The organism is Planktothrix rubescens CCAP 1459/22, assembly GCA_904830895.1.
GTDB classification, from domain to species: domain Bacteria; phylum Cyanobacteriota; class Cyanobacteriia; order Cyanobacteriales; family Microcoleaceae; genus Planktothrix; species Planktothrix agardhii.
Map to the genome: position 1 here is coordinate 1,657,713 of LR882958.1, position 18,249 is coordinate 1,675,961.

An 18,249-nucleotide genomic window follows, 5' to 3' on the forward strand; every position below is an offset into this window, starting at 1 on the left:
ATTAAGGGTAAGATAGAAGCATCAGCCAGATCAACGGGTAGAGTATTTTTCTTCCCCTATACCAGAAAACTGCACAGGTTTAGGATCTTAATTAAAATTTTAGTTTTTAATGTTAATTAAAATATACAATTCGGGAGTTTATTATGGGTCAATTTGAAGAATCGACCGCATTAGAGCAACCCATCATGACATTGGGGCGTGTTCTCCAGACCCTACAAGATGAAGACAATGTTGATGTTTTAATCGAAACGATTTTAAACTATTTAAAAACCGAGTTTAATTATAGTTTAATTTGGATTAGTTTATATGATCGTTTAGATCATCGTTTAATTGGCAAAGGAGGAGTTACCCCAACGGAAGATAATTGGTTAATCAAACAAAGATTTGTCTTATCTCCTGGAGATTTACTCGAACAGTTAGTAATTCAAATGCGACCTTTAGTTGTCCCCGATCTGCGGTCAGAAACTCGCGCTGGAGGATGGCAAAAAGCTGCCCAAGCCTTTAATATTCAGGGGTCAATTTTATTCCCCATGCGCTATAAAGATCGCTGTTTTGGTGTGGTTTTATTAGGATCAACCGAGTGGGGAATTTCTCCGAGTTCAACGGAAAAAGAACTAATTTCGATGGTTTTAGGAACCTTAGCGACTTCTTTATTTCAAATTGAAACCACTTGGATGTATCAACAAACCAAAAGACCTGACCAACCTTTTTTGAAACTTTTAACTCAATTTAGAACCCTGAATACTTTAGATCGATGTTTGGAAGTAGCGGTAGAAACAACCCATGAATTTATTGAACCGACTCGGACAAATGTGTATTGGTATTATCGAGAAGGCCGTTATTTTTGGCGGCGGGCGAGTAATCAACAAAAACTTCCGAGTGTCAGTTTAATGAAACAATCGGCTTCGGGGGTAACAGTACAGGATTTAGGGGAATTTTATCAAGCGTTAACTTCCGATCATTTAGTGTCTATTGGAGAGTCTTATAGTTCCTTAAGAGCGGATACAACGGAACGATTAATGGAGAAAATTCGCGCCCGTTCCCTATTAGCAGTTCCGATTCTTTTTAATCAAGAAATGTTAGGATTTATTGCCGTTGAAGGTCAAAATCCGAGGATTTGGCAGGAAAATGAAAAACAATTTTTGCGGGGTGTGGGACAATTAATTTCCCTAACTGCTCCCTTAGCGGAAATGGAAGTTAAAATTCGACAAGCGGAATTAGATCAATCCTTAACTGCTAAAGTTACCCGTACTATTGTTAATGATCAAGATTGGCAACTTTCTTTAAAGACTACCGCTAATCTATTGTGTCAGCGATTAAATGCGGGACGATTTTTATTAATTAAACGTCATCTTAAAACAGCAAAATTTGAGATTATTTATCAATATTATCCTTTAAATAGAAACGCAATTTTTTCGCCTTTAGATTCTCTGAGTTCCCAAGATTGGCAATCTTTAAAAAATCAGAACGAAATTTTGCTAATTGAAAATTATGATGAAGATGAAAAATTAAAACCTTGGCGCAATCAACTCAAGGATGCCGGAGTGCGATCGCTCATTCTTTGCCCGATTAACTCTTGTTTGACTTCGGAAAAAAATCAACAAGACAATACACCTCAAGAGTGGTTATTAATCGGTCATGATGCTCCCAGAACTTGGGATCGAACCGAACAAAAATTAGTTAAAATTGTGGGTCAACAATTAAGTGTGATTCTCCGTCAATGGAAGTTAAATCAACGAATTAAATCTCAAGAAGAATTTAATCAAGCCTTAGAGCAGGGCTGGTCAATCTTAGAAAAAACTGAGCAATTACAAGACCTAGAACAACAATTTACAGAAAAAATAGCCCAATTATCAAAAAGTCCTTTAGTTCTATTATTAACCTGGCTAGAAGGAGCCAAAAAAGCAAAAGTTGCCCATTGTATTGCTCGTCAATCTAAATTTTATATTGACTCAGAGCGGTTAATTTCTATCGCTAAAGATCCTTTAATTCAACACGCTTTATCAACAAAAACAATGTTTTTGTGGCCGGTACAGGAGCTATCTGCTTATACTCGCCAATGGTTTACAAGCACCGTCGATAAAATTTTAGTCACTACCCTGCATACCGCTTCTGAACACGATCCTACGGGTATTTTGATTGTTGCTGATCCTGAGCAAATTCAAACAGAATCTGGCATATCTTTAACTCTGCTTAATTCCTTGATCATGCAGTTTTCTTGGTCACGGCGCTATCTCAGAATTCAAGAGGTATTAACAACTCAACACGAAGAATTACAATGGATGAATTGGTATAAACAACGGCGCTTAGAAGAATTGTATCGAACCGTGGGCGGAGGACTGAAACAATTAAACGAATTAAATCAATCTCCATTTCAATCAACCGATCCACAAAAAAACCAACTTTCCCATTTACGCTATCAACAATTACTCCGTCAAATGGGAAGCGCTTTAGCTTCTACCAGTTCTTTAATTAAACAGGAACAATGGCGACTTCATCATCAAAATGATATTATTCCAATTACTAATTTATTGCGAAGGGTGGGGGAACGAATCAATGCTATTATTAGAAATAAACAAATCCAATTAGTGATTAAACAACAGGAAAATTTTAATGTTATTGGCGATCATATTAAATTAGAACTGGTTTTTTATGAAATATTATTAACCACCTGTCACCGCGCTGAACCAGGTGGCGTCATTGAGATGATCACTCAACCTTTAAATGATCATCAATTACAACTAATGATTACAGATTATGGTATAATTAACCCGCAACTAATTCTGGAGTTAAAAATCGGTCATTCTCCCGATTTACTTGCTCCCTCTCCCCTATCTTCTCCCCCAGGTCAACAGCTTTTAATTTGTCAACAAATGTTAGAAAAAATGGCAGGAAAATTCCTAATAGAATCAGGAGAAAATCAACAAATTATAACTCGGATTATTTTAACTTTAGCTCCAGCAAGCTAGATCAATGATTTACTAATAACTTGTACGGACGGGTGGCTCAAGATTGAAGTAATGAATATAAAAATTACTTCTAAAACTGATAACTGATCACTGATAACTGATTAATATGTTACTTTCCCTAAGAATAGAAAACTTTGCTTTAATTGATCATTTAGATTTAGATTTAGGTAGCGGTTTAAATGTATTTACCGGAGAAACCGGAGCCGGAAAGTCAATTATTTTAGATGCTGTTGATGCAATTTTAGGGGGAAAAGTAGACCGTCGTTCCATTAGAACAGGAGCTACAAGATCATTATTAGAAGGAACATTTGAGATCGAAAAAAAATGGTTTAATTGGTTAACAGAACAAGAAATTGATTTAGTCGATGGCAGTTTAATTGTTTGTAGTCGGGAAGTAGTAATTACCGGAGATAAACTTCGCAGTCGATCCCGGGTTAATGGGGTATTAGTTAATCGAAAATTAATTGAACAACTGCGCGATCGCTTAATTGAAATTACCGCCCAAGGACAAACCTTACAACTCGGTCAACCTGAACTACAACAGGAATGGTTAGATCTCTATGGCGGTCAACCCTTAATCAAAGCCAGAAAAGCCGTAGCATCGACCTATACCCAAGCTCAAACCTGTAGCCATGCCCTAGAAAAACGCCGTCAATTTGAACAGCAACGCCTACAGAGATTAGATTTATTAACCTATCAAATTCGAGAATTAGATACAGCTACTTTAACCACAGCCGACGAATTAGAACAATTACAAATTGAACATCAAAGGTTGAATCATATTGTTGAACTTCAACAACAAAGTTATCAAATTTATCAGGCCCTATATCAAAGTGAAACCGGGTTAGCGGCGGCGGATTTATTAAGCCAAGCGGAAAACAAACTCAGTGATTTAGTCGAATATGATCCCCAACTTCAACCTATTTTAGAAATAGTCAGTGAAGCGGTGGCTCAAATTACCGAAGCCGGAAGACAAATTGGCAGTTATGGTGAACAATTAGAATCCGATCCTCAACGCTTAGAAGAAGTAGAAGATCGCATTCGAGACTTAAAACAAATTTGCCGCAAATATGGACAAACTTTAGAGGAAGTGATCGAATATTATCATCGCATTCAAGAAGAATTAAAGGATTTAGAAGATGAAGATCAATCAATTGAATCCTTAGAACAGACCTATCAACAGGCAGTTCAAGCCCTAAAAGAAACCTGTCAACATCTGACTAACCTCCGTCAAGAAGCCGGCCATCAATTAGAAACCCATCTTCTGAAAGAACTCAAACCTTTAGCGATGAATAATGTTAAATTTCAAGCGGAAATTCATCCGATTTCCCCGACTGCTATGGGGGCGGATCAGATTCAATTTTGCTTTAGTCCCAACCCCGGAGAACCCCTGCAACCCTTGGGAGCGATCGCATCCGGGGGAGAAATGAGTCGGTTTCTCTTAGCCTTAAAAGCCTGTTTTTCTCAAATTGCTGGGTCGGGAACTTTGGTATTTGATGAAATTGACGTCGGGGTATCGGGACGAGTGGCCACCGCCATTGCTCAAAAACTCCACCAACTGAGTCAGCGCCATCAAGTCCTCTGTGTCACCCACCAGCCCCTCGTAGCCGCCATGGGAGATCATCATTTTCGGGTGATTAAAGAAACCATCCAAACCGACTTAGAACCCAATTCCCAGGCTCCAGAAACCCGCACCGTCGTCCGGGTGACTCAGTTAACCTCCCCCCAACGTCGGGAAGAATTGGCTCAATTGGCCAGTGGAGAATCGGCCCAAGAAGCGATCGCCTTTGCTGAGTCCCTTTTGACCCAAGCGGCGTTGATGAAAAACTAGCGATATATAGCAATCCTAAATCAGTTGTAATATTTCCATCTATCTCGACCCCTCCCAACCCTCCCCTTAGTAAGGGGAGGGCTAGGGTGGGGTTCTATATTCTGATCGCAAATCATTTAAGATTGCTATATTATTAATTGTTAACTAATAAGTACCTAAACAAAATTAATTACACATCCTCTACCCTGTTCCCTCCCCCCCTAGCCCCCCGTGCACGGGGGGTTTGGGGGGGCTGTTCCCTTTCTCAACTAGGTAATTTATTTTGTGCAACTACTTAATATAGAATAGGATATGAGATAGTTAAAATTTCTCCATGAACATTCAATGAGGATATGACTATGAATGCTTTAACTGTCAATTTGAAATCATTAATAGAAATGACTGATGAGCAGTTTTTTCAGCTATGTCAAAACAACCGGGAATTGAGATTTGAAAGAAATGCAAATGGAGAGTTAATAATTATGCCACCAACGGGAGGAGAAACGGGAAATCGTAATGGTAGACTAAATCAACAATTATTTAATTGGACTGATGCTGATGGTACTGGCATTGCTTTTGATTCTTCGACTTGTTTTAAATTGCCTAATGGTGCAGATCGTTCTCCTGATGCTTCTTGGATTAAGCTAGAAAGATGGGATGCTTTAACCGATGAAGAAAAACAAAAGTTTCCCCCTATTTGTCCTGATTTTGTAATTGAGTTACTTTCTCCTAGTGATAGTTTGAAGACTACACAAGAAAAGATGAGGGAATATATAGATAATGGTGTGCATTTGGGTATATTAATTAATCGGAAATCTCGTCAAGTAGAGATTTATAGACCAGGAAAAGAGGTTGAGTTTTTAGATTCTCCTGCTACGGTTTCAGGGGAAGATGTTTTAAAGGGTTTTGTGTTAAATTTGGGGATGATTTGGTGAAATTATATAGGTATTTATTTAACCAGATAAATGATTTTGGATTTATTGGGGTTAATTCTATTATTTAACTATGTGGTTATTGAATAGACATCTCCAAGAATTATGTTAGAAGCCTTGATATACCGTAACCAAATCCTAATTTCTGGAGATGTCTAATGAATAAGTTTATTCTTGAGCCAACTGATGAAAATTTAGAACTCCTGAAAAAGTTCAAAGGCAGTGAAGTTTATTGGCACACGGCAGATTTTTTTCAGTTCGATCTTAGCCTAAAAGATTCATTGTCGGTCATCTTTGATGCTTATATGGATGCACTGATGGAGTCTGAAGAAGATGATGAAGATGAAGCTATTCGTAAAATTGGATTTTCAATTGGAAGGATGCTGGTCAAAGCGGCAAGAAAAATGGGAATTTCTTCCCAAGACTATCGCGATCAATTCAATAATTATGTAACAGTCATTTGGACTCCGATCTGTATATGGAGAAAAGACGAGTCTGGTAAAATGCGTTATTCGCTAATGAGCAATTTATAATCAAACTAAGTGCGATCGCCTTTAGAAGATAGATTGTTGATGCGATCGCAACCAAAGCCCAATGTTCTTGTGTGCTATAATTATGGAATAATTCGCTAAAAGCTAAAAGGGAAACAATATGGCACGCGCTGTAGATGTGGCGAAATATATCCTAACCAAAACAGGAGAGATGACTGCGATGAAGCTTCAAAAGCTTGTTTATTACAGTCAGGCTTGGTCTCTTGTGTGGGATGAAAGCCCCTTATTTGAGGAAGATATTCAGGCTTGGGCTAATGGACCTGTGGTGCAAGTTCTGTATTCTTATCATCGAGGTCAATTTAAGGTTAATAAGGATACCTTTGCCGATGGAAATGTTGACGCTTTAACTCCTAATCAGAAAGACTCTATTGACAAAGTGCTAGAGGCACTTCAAGACAAGAGTGGGCAGTGGTTAAGCGAGTTAACTCACATGGAGTCTCCTTGGAAAGACGCTAGAGGCGATCTGAAACCTACAGAAAGGGGTGATAACCTTATCCCCTTAGCTGCAATACATGAATATTATTCCAGCCTATGACGGACAAACCTTCAAAAGCTGAGAAGAGGAGACAAAGGCAAGAGGAAAAAGCTCAGGCGCACAGAGCAAAGTCAGTAAAATTTTCGTCTAGCGTGGAAAACTTGGCGACTAAAACTGTGAAAATAGCGCCAATACCTGAGCTTGCCTTGAAGGTCGTTAAGGTTCAGGAAAATCCAAGTAGAAACAAGTTTGTATATCTTCCTAACGAAGAAGCATTTTCAAAAGCCTGCCATTTGACGTGGTGTACGACTATATCTGATTTAGAGGGAGAGTGGTCATGGCAAGAGCAAAGGTGTTGGACTGAGGAAGAATGGCAAACTCAAATACTTCCAAATCTCAGTTCGTTAGAAAAATCAACTTGGTCTGAAATTTTATTTGAGCAAAAGACACCTGCAAAGGGCGGCAAAAGCGTACCTAAGCATCACTCTCAAGAGCTAATTACTTTGGTGAAAGAAGCTCAGAATAGGTGGATTGAAATAGGTTTAGAGGAGTACGACACGGCTTTTCGCTTTAGATTTGCTAATACAGTCAGAGCTTGGGGTGTAAGGCTAGAAGGACATTTTTATTTGGTTTGGTGGGAAAGACATCACAAGATATATCAACTCCCTCAGCCTTAACTATCAGTCCTCTCAGTCAGTAAGATGTACTATATATTAGACCGTGAACCGTCGTTTAACAGACAGGATAAAAGGCTTATCAACCTAATATAGTCAGTTTAAACTCGTAAACAGTATCAGTTGATTTATGCTTGACTGTGTACTAAAAATCACGACTCACAGGAATAGCGATCGCCACTTCAAAAAAATCAACCAGCGATCGCATTCCCCATACCCAAAATTTATCTATCTAAACTTGAACTAACGGCTGATTGTTGATAGATGAACGAGGTTGAATCGTCTTTTGAATTTCTTCTCCCGCTAACTCTTGGGCTAGGCGTAACTCATAAGCTTTTTGCAAATTAAGCCATAGTTCTGCACCAGTGCCAAACCATCGTCCTAGACGTAATGCCGTGTCAGCAGTAATACCTCTTTGCCCTTTGAGAATTTGCGTAATCCGATTTGTGGGTATATGGAGCGATCGCGCTAGTTCTGATGCACTAATTCCCAGTTCTTCTAGTTCATCAGATAAGATTTCACCAGGGTGAATTGCGGGTCTTACCATAGTTATTTTCTCCTTTAGTGATAATCGACAATTGCGATATTAAATGGGCGATTTTCTGTTTCTGTCCACTCAAAACAAATACGCCATTTGTCATTTATGCGGATGCTGTACTGTCCTTTTCTATCTCCGCCTAGTGCCTCAAAACGATTACTTGGCAAAGCCTTCAAGGATTCTTTATTAGGTGCGGCTTCTAGGATTTCTAAGCGCTTGTATGCTTGTCTTTCAAATGCCTGAAATTCTTTGACACGATCACCAGCAGCAAATTTGGCTGTGCGTTTGTCTTTATATTTTTGAGGTATAGGCAAGTGTTATGCGTTACGTTAAACATAACATTTATATCGCAACTTCGCAAAAAATCAACCAGCGATCACCCCATCAACACCCAAAACATCATGATCGCCTAAAAATCACGAGTCATTGTACTGGCGATCGCCTTTAGTAGATGATTGTTGAGGCGATCAGTGCATAACACATCATTGGTGTGGACAAAAATGTAGTATTCTGGTGAAGAGTAAAATTTCTCTTGCACTCAATTAATCCGTTAGCCGAAAACAGAGGACATAAATGTCGAAACTCAATGTTGATCAAAAGTCCATATTTGACTTATTATCAGACAAAAAATCTGACTTCCTCATCCCTGATTACCAAAGACTATATGCTTGGGATGATCAACAATGTCAAACTCTTTGGGATGACTTATTTTTATTTTCTTTTCCAAATAATAATTGTGATGAATTCGACGATAACGAAGAATATTTTCTGGGATCAATAGTTACATTTAAAAATGAAAATGGTAAGTCAGAGGTGATTGACGGGCAACAGCGACTTACTACACTACTATTAATCCTTCGTGCCTTTTATGACAAATTTTCAAATATGCAGGACAGAAATTCTATACTTACTAGGGAACGAATTGAGAAGTGTATATGGAAAACTGACACCTTTGGTAGCGCAGACAAATCACTATTAAAAATAGACTCCGAAGTAGCTACCGACAACGACAAAGATGAATTTCTTGAACTGCTAAGGACAGGCGATGTAAAGGCTAGTGCTAAGAGTCAATACGTTCAAAATTACAAATTCTTTCAAAATAAAATAGAAGATTTTTTACTAGGTTTTGCTGGTTATTTTCCATATTTTCCTGCTCGAATTTTAAACAACTGCATTCTTTTACCTATTGAGGCAGAGTCCCAAGATACGGCATTACGAATTTTTTCGACACTAAACGATCGTGGTCTTCCACTCTCAGATGCTGATATTTTTAAAGCCCAGTTTTATAAATACTTTAGCGACTCCAATAAGAAAGATGAATTTATCAAGGACTGGAAAGAACTTGAGGAATTATCAAATACAGTGTTTCATCCAATAACTGGCACACCAATGGATGATCTATTTTCTCGATATATGTATTTTCTGCGAGCAAAAGAGGGAAATAAAAGTTCAACTACGGAATCACTGCGAAAGTTTTATGAACGGAATAAATATAAATACTTAAAGGAAGAAAATACTATAAGTGATCTAAAAATGCTGGCTAATTTTTGGAAAAGTATCATCCTTCAAGACAAAGAACAATTCTCGGATAGCATTATCAAAAAACTATTTGTACTACATTTTGCTCCAAATGGTATGTGGCAAAATATTACATCTGTCTATTTTTTGCAAAACAAGAGCAGCGAAGGTCTTCTGGAGGAAAGCGCTTTTGGCACTTTCCTTGACCGAATCACGGCTTTTATATTTGCATACGCAATAACTAATCCTGGAGTAAATGCCCTTCGCACTCCTGTGTACGATGAAATGATTACCATTGTTAATGGCTCAATCGCTACTTTTTCAAAGTATAAGTTTAATGAGACTCAATCTCGTGCTCAATTTGAAAATTATACATTTACGAACCAAAGGTCAATTACACGCTCCATGATAACTTGGTATGCCCATTCTTTTCCAGAACAAAAACTCCTTGATTTGAAGCAAGGATTCGATATTGAACATATCTATTCGAGAAAGCGACAAGATATCGAAGGTGGTTTAAAAAACGAGAACAATCTTGAATCCTTGGGGAATAAAATACTTCTGGAAGAAAGTATAAATATAAGAGCATCTGATTACGGATTTGATGATAAGAAGAAAATATATAGTGGTAGACAGCGTCGGGGGAAATTTAAAGACCCAAGCCAAATTCATGAAATTAAGAATATTATTGAGTTGAAGGAGTTTGACGAAAACCAAGTGATTACAAGAAGTAAAAATATTCATGATCGTTTTTTTCAATTTTTAAATGAACAAGACCTGATTGAGTTTCAGCAGTGAATCGGCAATAAATATTCGCCTAACAAAGCGTTCACCTCACGCGGAAGTCGCGCACATGAATGCCGACATTATACCGAAGCCGATACGCTTATTAAAATTGTCTGTTTTTAGCCCAGATTAGGCAATCAAAAATGATTTGCTTCGTTGATGAGTTCCGAGAAGTTATAGGCGACCGCAAAGACAAATAATTATTAAGCGATGCGATCGCCTAAAAATCACGACTTACAGTAATAGCGATCGCCAAGCTCAAAAAGGAATATTCAGTTAATATATAATAGGATATGAGATAGTTAAAATTTCTCCCTGAACATTCAATGAGGATATGACTATGAATGCTTTAACTGTCAATTTGAAATCATTAATAGAAATGACTGATGAGCAGTTTTTTCAGCTATGTCAAAACAACCGGGAATTGAGATTTGAAAGAAATGCAAATGGAGAATTAATAATTATGCCACCAACGGGAGGAGAAACAGGAAATCGTAATGCGGGTATTACTGCTCAAGTTTGGATTTGGAATGAGCAAAATAAGGAGGGTATAGTTTTTGATTCTTCCACTTGTTTTAAATTGCCGAATGGTGCAGATCGCTCTCCTGATGCTTCTTGGATTAAGTTAGAAAGATGGGATGCTTTAACTGATGAAGAAAAACAAAAGTTTCCCCCTATTTGTCCTGATTTTATAATTGAGTTACTTTCTCCTAGTGATAGTTTGAAGACCACACAGGAAAAGATGAGGGAATATATAGATAATGGTGTGGGTTTGGGTATATTAATTAATCGGAAATCTCGTCAAGTAGAGATTTATAGACCAGGAAAAGAGGTTGAGGTTTTAGATTCTCCTGCTACGGTTTCGGGGGAAGATATTTTAAAGGGTTTTGTGTTAAATTTGGGGATGATTTGGTAAATAGCGATCGCCACTTCAAAAAAATCAACCAGCGATCGCATTCCCCATACCCAAAATTTATCTATCTAAACTTGAACTAACGGCTGATTGTTGATAGATGAACGAGGTTGAATCGTATGAATGAATTTCTTCTCCCGCTAACTCTTGGGCTAGGCGTAACTCATAAGCTTTTTGCAAATTAAGCCATAGTTCTGCACCAGTGCCAAACCATCGTCCTAGACGTAATGCCGTGTCAGCAGTAATACCTCTTTGCCCTTTGAGAATTTGCGTAATCCGATTTTTGGGTATATGGAGCGATCGCGCTAATTCTGATGCACTAATTCCCAGTTCTTTTAGTTCATCAGCTAATATTTCGCCAGGGTGAATTGCGGGTCTTGCCATAGCTTTTTTCTCATGAAGTGATAATCGACAATTTCTATATTAAATGGGCGATTTTCTGTTTCTGTCCACTCAAAACAAATACGCCATTTATCATTTATACGGATGCTGTACTGCCCTTTTCTATCTCCGCCTAGTGCCTCAAAACGGTTACTTGGTAAAGCCATTAAGGATTCTTTATAGATTATCAATATTTTTTAGAGCGAGCGCAAGAAATTAAGGAGATTCTCAAACGAAGGACAGCGATCGTAACATAGAGCTAGATTTAGCCTCGCCGCCAATTCAACATTCATGTTGGTACTGTAACGAGGCTTTCTATTTTTTCCAACCGACAATTCTATTAGTTTTTCTTTAGGAGATTTAATTTCGTGAGGGTTAGGATGTGCTTTACCTTTTTCACCACCAAGATATTTGATAACTTCTGGATCAGACCAGAACCAGGCTTCTAATTCTTCAATGGGAATACAGATATGTTTTTTAAGACTTTCAATTTTAGAAGATAATTCTTCTAATTCCGACCGCAATTCTGTCTCATTATTGAGGGAATCATTCTGAGGATTACGATCCAAATCGTGAACGATAATAAAAATACTACAGCCTTCATTGGAGAGTAATTTAATCTTTGCTGTTAGCTTTTTCTTTAATGTACTACAACCTTTAGAAGCCCATTTTTTAGTTGTCACATCTTCACCAAGGACACGATGGACAATTTTACGAATTGCGTTACAATCCGTATCATCCTCAGCAATTAAGGCGATTTTAATATTACTCATCATCGAGAACACCACTGTAAATCCATTCGCCCAAGTCACCTTCTTCAGAGAGGTATTCAATAACATTGTGAATCTGATCATCGCCTAATTTCTGAACAAATGTCCGTCCATTATCTCGATGAACTAGAATAATTTTTTCTGGTCTAGTCCATGAAATGACTTGCGGTGAGTGAGTCGAAAGAATCAAGTTTTCTCCAAAAGAGTAGGTCTCGATTTCATTCAGTAACTTTGCAAGCATACCAGGATGAATTTGTGTCTCAGGTTCTTCAATTATTGTCGTCGTATTAGGAGATGATGCAATTATTTCAATCAGAATCGACAAAACTCGGAGGGTTCCATCAGATAGTAACCCTATATTGACACCATCCAGCAATACTGAAGAAATATATTCTTCATCTTCATTTTCAATTTTTTCTCCAGAATCTCTGCTTAAAATAAACTTTTGTACAGATATCTTGCTGCCAAGTCCAACTCGCTGACATATACTCTCAATTTCGTATAGTTCATCTTTCGCAATAAGACGTAGTATTTTTCGAGCTAGAATATCACCTAAACTGAAAGAACGAGTAGAAATACCTTTGCTTGATACTCTTAGTTGTGATGGTTGTCGTCTAGTCCTTTGTCTAATAGAAGCTTTCCCTAATAAGTGAACTCCTCTCAAAACAGAATAAACCCAAAGCATTTCGTTAGGTAGCTTGATTGGGGAGGTTTTTGGGAGCGATTGTCGGAGAGAGTGCGTATTCCCAAGAACAGTGATAATTGGGTCATCCCCAGTATGAAAAGTTGTTACCCCATTATCAGTAGTCCAAAGATGATCTTCCCCTTCATTAATATATCGACAGTAGTCATTCCAGGAGAAACGACTTACTTCTGATTTTTCATCTATGGAGTCATCGGAGTCATCAAAATTCAGATCATCATCAGAACTAGCAAGAGTTGTAAATTCATACCTATATTCAAGCCTACGATCAGTCGGAGTCAAAATTTCGATTTCTAATATTTTAGGAAAACTTTCGCTATCATACACAAGTTGATTAAACCTGCCAATCGCGCATAATGAGATTGCTTCAAACCCTTCAAGAATAGCTGACTTTCCAGCCCCATTGCGACCAACTAATACTGCAACACCATCGTCTAAAGACACAGTAACTCGACTACCTAAAACAGACCAACCGTCAAGGGTAAAAGATAAAAGGCGAGGCTGATTTGTGTTGGAATCTGGGTTGGACAAAATAGAATTTCCTTTCCAATACTAAACAATCTTGCTTAAATTTTAGCCGAATACGTCTTGTTTACTACCATCCTTCCGAATACCCAAAGCCACAATCATCACAGTGACTTGAGCTTGCTCGATCGCGTAAATGATCCGATATCTTTGTCCAACTGCACGCACACTGTAATAACCATCTAGTTCACCGAGTAATGGTTTCCGGTGCATTTCGGGAGATTCTTTCAGCTTGTCAATGCGATCGCTAATTTTTTGACGGATACGGCGATCGCTGATTTCTTTTAATAGTTTGAAAGCCGTAGGTTGAATAACGACGCGATACATTACAGGTCTAATTCTCGTTTAGCTGATTCCCAATCTATTCCTTGTGCTGATTTCGCCTCGGTAATACCTTGATGCAAGTTAGCCATAAGGTTCGCATCACCAAGTATTTCTATGGTTTCGAGTATTGCTTCGTAATGTTGCCATGTCATCACAGCTAGGACGGGCTTACCTCTGCGGGTAATTGCCAGTGTACCGCCTTGCTGGGCAAGTTTTTCAGGTAATGAGGTTAACTCGTTTCTTGCTTCTGTAATAGGAATATTGGATAGCATTATTTTTGAATCTATCTGTACATCTAAGTGTACATCTAAAATACAGCAAAAGCGATCGCCTAAAAATCACGACTCACACCGAATAGCGATCGCACTTCATCAGAGAAAGTGATCGCAGTAACTTGACAATTAGCCGAAAAAACATTTATAATGGTACTATTGATATCGGCTTTTTTTAAACTTAATCTAATTTCTTTGTATAAAATTTTAAGGTGTAAGATCATGTCTAAAAAACCATACCTAGAACAATTTGAAGAGTTTCTATCTCAACAAGAATTAGAAAAAGTCAATTCACTTATTGACTATGAGGTAGAGAAAGAAACATGGCTTGGTAACATTGATGATTTTTATAACTTAATTCGAGGATTTGTTGGTAATTATCTTAAACAAGGTAAAATTATTGAGGAGCAGAAAACAATTAAACTTCAAGAAGATAATTTTGGAGAGTATCAGGTTCAACAATTAATTTTAAAAATCGGTAAGAAAAGGCTAATTTTTAAACCTGTTGGTCGCTTTGTGGTTGGTTGTAATGGTCGTATTGACTTAGATTCTAGTTTAGGGAGCGTTCGATTTTTATTCCTTCCTAAAGATTTTGATAAACCAAGCACTTTCTTTATGGGTGATTTTAGCCCTCAGACAGAATGGTGTTGGAAAATTGCAACTCCGCCACCTAAAGTTAGCTACTTAGAGCTTACGGAACAAAGTTTTTTTGAGGCTTTAATGGAAGTTGTTAATGCTTAAAAAAGTTTCATTATCGGGTCAAAATTTATCGCTGTCAGATATTAATGATTATTATAGGGAGTCGTGCATCTTTAGAGGATGATATTTTAAGACTGTGGAAGGAGGCTTATCCCGAATATAAAGGTTTTATTTCAGAAGTGATTACTGCCTTTAAATATCGGCATTGGTTGGCTCATGGTCGTTATTGGGAGCCTAAATTAGGTCGAATTTATGATTATTATTCGTTGTATGATTTAGCCGATGCTGTAGAACATTTAGTGACTTCTCTAAACTGAAAACAAGCAGTGATCGCATTTCTATTTTGCTGAGATATTAAGCGGCGATCGCATTACGTTCTTGCTGTAGTGATAAACAGCGATCGCCTAATAATCACGACTCACACCGAATAGCGATCGCCAGATCATCTAATTTATTAACTATCTTTTTTCTTAACTCGCTTTTTCTTCTCGACTTTCAGTAATGGCGCACTTAGGGCTTCATAGAGGCTAAATAAATACTCAATGCGATTTAATTCGCTAACGAAAGGCTGGGGACGATAGCAGAGGTCTACCGCTTTATCTAGGGCTTGATGTGCCTTTACCAAATCGGGCGGCATGGTGAGGGGATCGTAAAGATCGGCGAGGCTACTATCGGGATATTTTGCCCTTGTGTCTAATACTTTTTGTGCGGAAGTTTCCACTTTTTGCTTTTGTTTGTCGCTGACATTTTCAGGGAATGGATAGTTGTTGTAAACGATGTCTTTGGAATATCGAAAATCACTTTTCAATCTTCCACAAACATACTTAACCCACGTCATGTGCATTGCAGAAGTCAACATCCCAAATAAATACAGATCTCCATTAGGAATTGCTTGACAAGTATCACTGACAATATTATCCGCCGTAAAGAAACCGAGTGGAATATATCTTCTGTTCTCCGAAGTAGTTCTAGGAACAAGAATATAGTCTGACTTTGGCTGTGTAACTTGTCTAAACAATGTATGGCTCGAATAATCTCGCGTAGAAGAAGCTACACTTTCGGATCTAAACTTCCTAACTGCTTCCACTCTTTTAAGAATCTCAGGCATTTTTTTAAGTTCATTGGGCTGTATATCTACTAACCATAAGCAATATCTCTCACCACCATTTAAAAACTCTTTCGCACTAATAAAGGGTTTAATAAATTTTTCCGAATCTGGTTCTTTCTTTAGAAATTCTGTTTTTTCTTCTTGAGTTAATAAAAAATATCCCCCATCAGTTGGTTTACTTCCATACATCATTGCCGGGACATTGCATATCGGCTTATTTCTATTAGGGATAATCAAATTACTGGCATCCACCAAATAAGGATTAATATTTTTTGCCCTTATTAACTGCGGTTCTCCTTTTATGTCCTGATAATCAAATATATATTTCTCATCAGTCTCATAATTAGCGAAGCCAATAATAACGCAATGTACAGCAGCATTACCTTTTGCTTCATTATTCCACTTAAAAGTTCGGTGAGCGAAATGTATAATCACCCTAAACTTATCGAGTAAAGCACCCCATAAAATCCCTACTTGCTCGCCTTGTGAAACAGAATTAGTTGACACAAAACCAACCTTGATTTTTGTGGATTGAATGTACTGTGCAGCCTTGTAAAACCAAGCTGATACATAGTCCATAACCCCAGCCGATTGAACGTCATGAAGTATATAATGTAAATCTTGCTTTTGAGCAATTGACTGATAATGATGCCCGACAAATGGAGGATTACCCAAAATAAAATTTAACTTCTCTTTGGCAACAACAGACTCCCAATCAATCCGCAACGAATTACCATGCACAATCTTCGCCGCTTTCTTTAATGGTAAACGCACAAAATACTGCCCAAACTCATTACTCACCTTCATATTCATCTGATGATCAATTAACCACATCGCCACCTCAGCCACCCGCACCGCAAATTCATCATATTCAATCCCCGCAAACTGATCTACATCCACTTGAATAAAAATTCTTACATCAACAAAACCCTCGTCTTTTCTATACAATTCACGCAAAATTTTAATTTCTAAATCTCGCAATTCCCGATAGGTAATAATCAAGAAATTACCACAACCACAGGCAGGATCAAGGAAATATAAATTGGCAATCTTTTTATGTAATGCTTCTAGTTTGCCCTTACTACCCTTTGCCTTCTCAAATTCAGTATAAAGATCATCCAAAAAAAGCGGCTTAATCAACTTTTGGATATTCTTTTCAGAAGTGTAATGTGCCCCTAAATTGCGCCGTTCCGTTTGATTCATTACCGCCTGAAACATCGACCCAAAAATCGCCGGGGAAATTTTACCCCAATCAAATGCACAAGCCTTTAACAACATTTCACGCATCTGCTTATCAAAAGCCGCAAGTTGCAAAGGTTCCTCAAATAACTTCCCATTTACATAGGGAAACTGTGTCAGATTCTCATCTAAATTTTTTAACCGCTTCTCATCAGATGTATTCAAAACATCAAAAATCGAAGCAATGTGCATCGCCAAATCGCTGCCATCTTCCTTCGTATGAAGATCAATATATTCCCAAAAAATTCCCTCCTTATCAAAAATGCCCGTATCATCGGCAAACATACAGAACAATAGCCGCACCAGATACACCTCTAAATCATGCCCTATATAGCCAATTTCTTTGAGGCGATCGTGCAGTTCTCCCATCAATTCCGCCGCTTTAATATTGACAGGATCTTCATCCTTATAAACCCGTTTTTCATATCCCGCCATAAAGCCGAATAGATGGACATGATTTACAAAATCCTTTAGCTCAAACTCTTTGGTTTCGTTCGTATCTAAATCATAAAGCCTGAATTTTTGGAAATCCGAAACTAAAATATATTTTGGTAACTCATGCTCTTTTAAATTTGGAAAATAATCTTTTGCCTGTTGTGTAGCTTTATCTAAGTCCTTACCCCTAGACTTATGCTCCACCAAAATCATCCCTTTCCACAAAAGATCGATAAAGCCTTGTTTATTATCCGCTTTTTTAATTGGTAGCTCAAAACTTCCCACCCGCCGCCGTGAAATGCCAAACACATTAAAAAAATCATTCCAGAATGATTGTGATTCTGACTTCTCTGAAGTTTCAGTTTCCCATTCCTTAGAAAAGGCGATCGCCCTTTGCTTAATTTCATTCCAACTTAGAGGCATATCGGCAAATGTTAAGGCATAATTTTAGGCAATCTTTATACTATAGCAACCGCCAAGGCAGTTAGGATAGAGACGGATCTTGGAACCCAGACGGTGAAGTGTTTTCCCCCTGTTCCCTCCCCCCCTAGCCCCCCGTGCACGGGGGGTTTGGGGGGGCTGTTCCCTGCTATATCATTCAGAACGGACGGGGATTCCATCTATCAG

20 protein-coding genes are annotated in these 18,249 nt (G+C 38.0%); 10 read left to right on the top strand and 10 right to left on the bottom strand.

The features are described from left to right. The first annotated feature begins 143 nt into the window (after positions 1-143). The 6 genes from NMG86_RS07720 (at position 144) to NMG86_RS07745 (ending at position 7,414) form a co-directional block, all read left to right on the top strand. Positions 144-2,969, top strand: a complete 2,826-nt coding sequence (locus tag NMG86_RS07720; protein WP_026797374.1) for a sensor histidine kinase — start codon at positions 144-146, stop codon at positions 2,967-2,969. A gap of 106 nt (positions 2,970-3,075) precedes the next feature. Beyond that, the gene (recN, locus tag NMG86_RS07725) at positions 3,076-4,800 is read left to right on the top strand and encodes a DNA repair protein RecN (protein ID WP_026797375.1); all 1,725 of its coding nucleotides are present in this window, start codon (positions 3,076-3,078) and stop codon (positions 4,798-4,800) included. A 338-nt stretch (positions 4,801-5,138) separates the two neighbouring features. Beyond that, positions 5,139-5,714: a Uma2 family endonuclease gene (locus tag NMG86_RS07730; protein ID WP_026787473.1), complete on the top strand. Its 576-nt coding sequence runs from the start codon at positions 5,139-5,141 to the stop codon at positions 5,712-5,714. 155 nt (positions 5,715-5,869) lie between these two features. Beyond that, positions 5,870-6,244 (top strand): hypothetical protein, encoded by a 375-nt coding sequence (locus NMG86_RS07735; protein WP_026787472.1) that lies wholly within the window; start codon positions 5,870-5,872, stop codon positions 6,242-6,244. A 118-nt stretch (positions 6,245-6,362) separates the two neighbouring features. After that, entirely contained in the window at positions 6,363-6,797 is a 435-nt protein-coding gene (locus NMG86_RS07740) for a Panacea domain-containing protein (protein ID WP_026787471.1), read from the top strand. Further along, a complete protein-coding gene (locus NMG86_RS07745) occupies positions 6,794-7,414 on the top strand; it encodes a hypothetical protein (RefSeq protein ID WP_026787470.1) in 621 nt (206 codons plus the stop codon). Before NMG86_RS07740 ends, NMG86_RS07745 begins: the two co-directional genes overlap by 4 nt. A 229-nt stretch (positions 7,415-7,643) precedes the next feature. Here the strand turns inward: NMG86_RS07745 and NMG86_RS07750 are convergent, their stop codons facing one another. Both NMG86_RS07750 and NMG86_RS07755 read right to left on the bottom strand, forming a co-directional pair. Next, positions 7,644-7,958 (bottom strand): HigA family addiction module antitoxin, encoded by a 315-nt coding sequence (locus NMG86_RS07750; protein WP_026797376.1) that lies wholly within the window; start codon positions 7,956-7,958, stop codon positions 7,644-7,646. A 14-nt stretch (positions 7,959-7,972) separates the two neighbouring features. After that, the gene (locus tag NMG86_RS07755) at positions 7,973-8,263 is read right to left on the bottom strand and encodes a type II toxin-antitoxin system RelE/ParE family toxin (RefSeq protein WP_199918689.1); all 291 of its coding nucleotides are present in this window, start codon (positions 8,261-8,263) and stop codon (positions 7,973-7,975) included. 259 nt (positions 8,264-8,522) lie between these two features. Here NMG86_RS07755 and NMG86_RS07760 point away from each other — a divergent pair, with 259 nt between their 5' ends. Together NMG86_RS07760 and NMG86_RS07765 are read left to right on the top strand one after the other, a co-directional pair. Beyond that, the gene (locus tag NMG86_RS07760; RefSeq protein ID WP_026787468.1) at positions 8,523-10,265 is read left to right on the top strand and encodes a DUF262 domain-containing protein; all 1,743 of its coding nucleotides are present in this window, start codon (positions 8,523-8,525) and stop codon (positions 10,263-10,265) included. 328 nt (positions 10,266-10,593) lie between these two features. After that, positions 10,594-11,169: a Uma2 family endonuclease gene (locus NMG86_RS07765; RefSeq protein ID WP_026797377.1), complete on the top strand. Its 576-nt coding sequence runs from the start codon at positions 10,594-10,596 to the stop codon at positions 11,167-11,169. A gap of 57 nt (positions 11,170-11,226) precedes the next feature. Here NMG86_RS07765 and NMG86_RS07770 read toward each other — a convergent pair whose 3' ends face one another. Genes NMG86_RS07770 through NMG86_RS07800 form a run of 7 tightly spaced genes read right to left on the bottom strand, consistent with a single transcriptional unit; the run spans position 11,227 to position 14,365 of the window. Then, the gene (locus NMG86_RS07770) at positions 11,227-11,550 is read right to left on the bottom strand and encodes a HigA family addiction module antitoxin (protein WP_043938779.1); all 324 of its coding nucleotides are present in this window, start codon (positions 11,548-11,550) and stop codon (positions 11,227-11,229) included. Next, positions 11,514-11,714 carry a type II toxin-antitoxin system RelE/ParE family toxin gene (locus tag NMG86_RS07775; RefSeq protein WP_081694460.1) on the bottom strand — a complete coding sequence of 67 codons (201 nt, stop codon included), beginning with the start codon at positions 11,712-11,714 and terminating at the stop codon, positions 11,514-11,516. Before NMG86_RS07775 ends, NMG86_RS07770 begins: the two co-directional genes overlap by 37 nt. Before the next feature lie 30 nt (positions 11,715-11,744). Next, the gene (locus NMG86_RS07780) at positions 11,745-12,323 is read right to left on the bottom strand and encodes a DUF4276 family protein (protein WP_199918688.1); all 579 of its coding nucleotides are present in this window, start codon (positions 12,321-12,323) and stop codon (positions 11,745-11,747) included. Then, positions 12,313-13,551, bottom strand: a complete 1,239-nt coding sequence (locus NMG86_RS07785) for an AAA family ATPase (protein WP_026797378.1) — start codon at positions 13,549-13,551, stop codon at positions 12,313-12,315. The genes NMG86_RS07780 and NMG86_RS07785 overlap by 11 nt, the downstream gene beginning before the upstream one ends. Positions 13,552-13,593: 42 nt before the next feature. Continuing rightward, positions 13,594-13,872 (bottom strand): type II toxin-antitoxin system RelE family toxin, encoded by a 279-nt coding sequence (locus NMG86_RS07790; protein ID WP_026787465.1) that lies wholly within the window; start codon positions 13,870-13,872, stop codon positions 13,594-13,596. Continuing rightward, complete coding sequence (locus tag NMG86_RS07795; protein WP_026787464.1) at positions 13,872-14,141, bottom strand: type II toxin-antitoxin system Phd/YefM family antitoxin; 270 nt, start codon at positions 14,139-14,141, stop codon at positions 13,872-13,874. Before NMG86_RS07795 ends, NMG86_RS07790 begins: the two co-directional genes overlap by 1 nt. A gap of 59 nt (positions 14,142-14,200) precedes the next feature. Continuing rightward, on the bottom strand, positions 14,201-14,365 hold the full coding sequence (locus NMG86_RS07800) for a hypothetical protein (RefSeq protein ID WP_155806228.1): 165 nt from the start codon (positions 14,363-14,365) through the stop codon (positions 14,201-14,203). Here NMG86_RS07800 and NMG86_RS07805 point away from each other — a divergent pair. Next, positions 14,364-14,882: a hypothetical protein gene (locus NMG86_RS07805; protein WP_026787463.1), complete on the top strand. Its 519-nt coding sequence runs from the start codon at positions 14,364-14,366 to the stop codon at positions 14,880-14,882. The two genes, NMG86_RS07800 and NMG86_RS07805, sit on opposite strands and share 2 nt — an antisense overlap. Positions 14,883-14,926: 44 nt before the next feature. After that, the gene (locus NMG86_RS07810; protein ID WP_026797379.1) at positions 14,927-15,157 is read left to right on the top strand and encodes a hypothetical protein; all 231 of its coding nucleotides are present in this window, start codon (positions 14,927-14,929) and stop codon (positions 15,155-15,157) included. A gap of 137 nt (positions 15,158-15,294) precedes the next feature. On the opposite strand, the gene NMG86_RS07815 is transcribed toward NMG86_RS07810, so the two are convergent. Next, entirely contained in the window at positions 15,295-18,045 is a 2,751-nt protein-coding gene (locus tag NMG86_RS07815) for a class I SAM-dependent DNA methyltransferase (protein WP_026797380.1), read from the bottom strand. Positions 18,046-18,249: the final 204 nt, after the last annotated feature.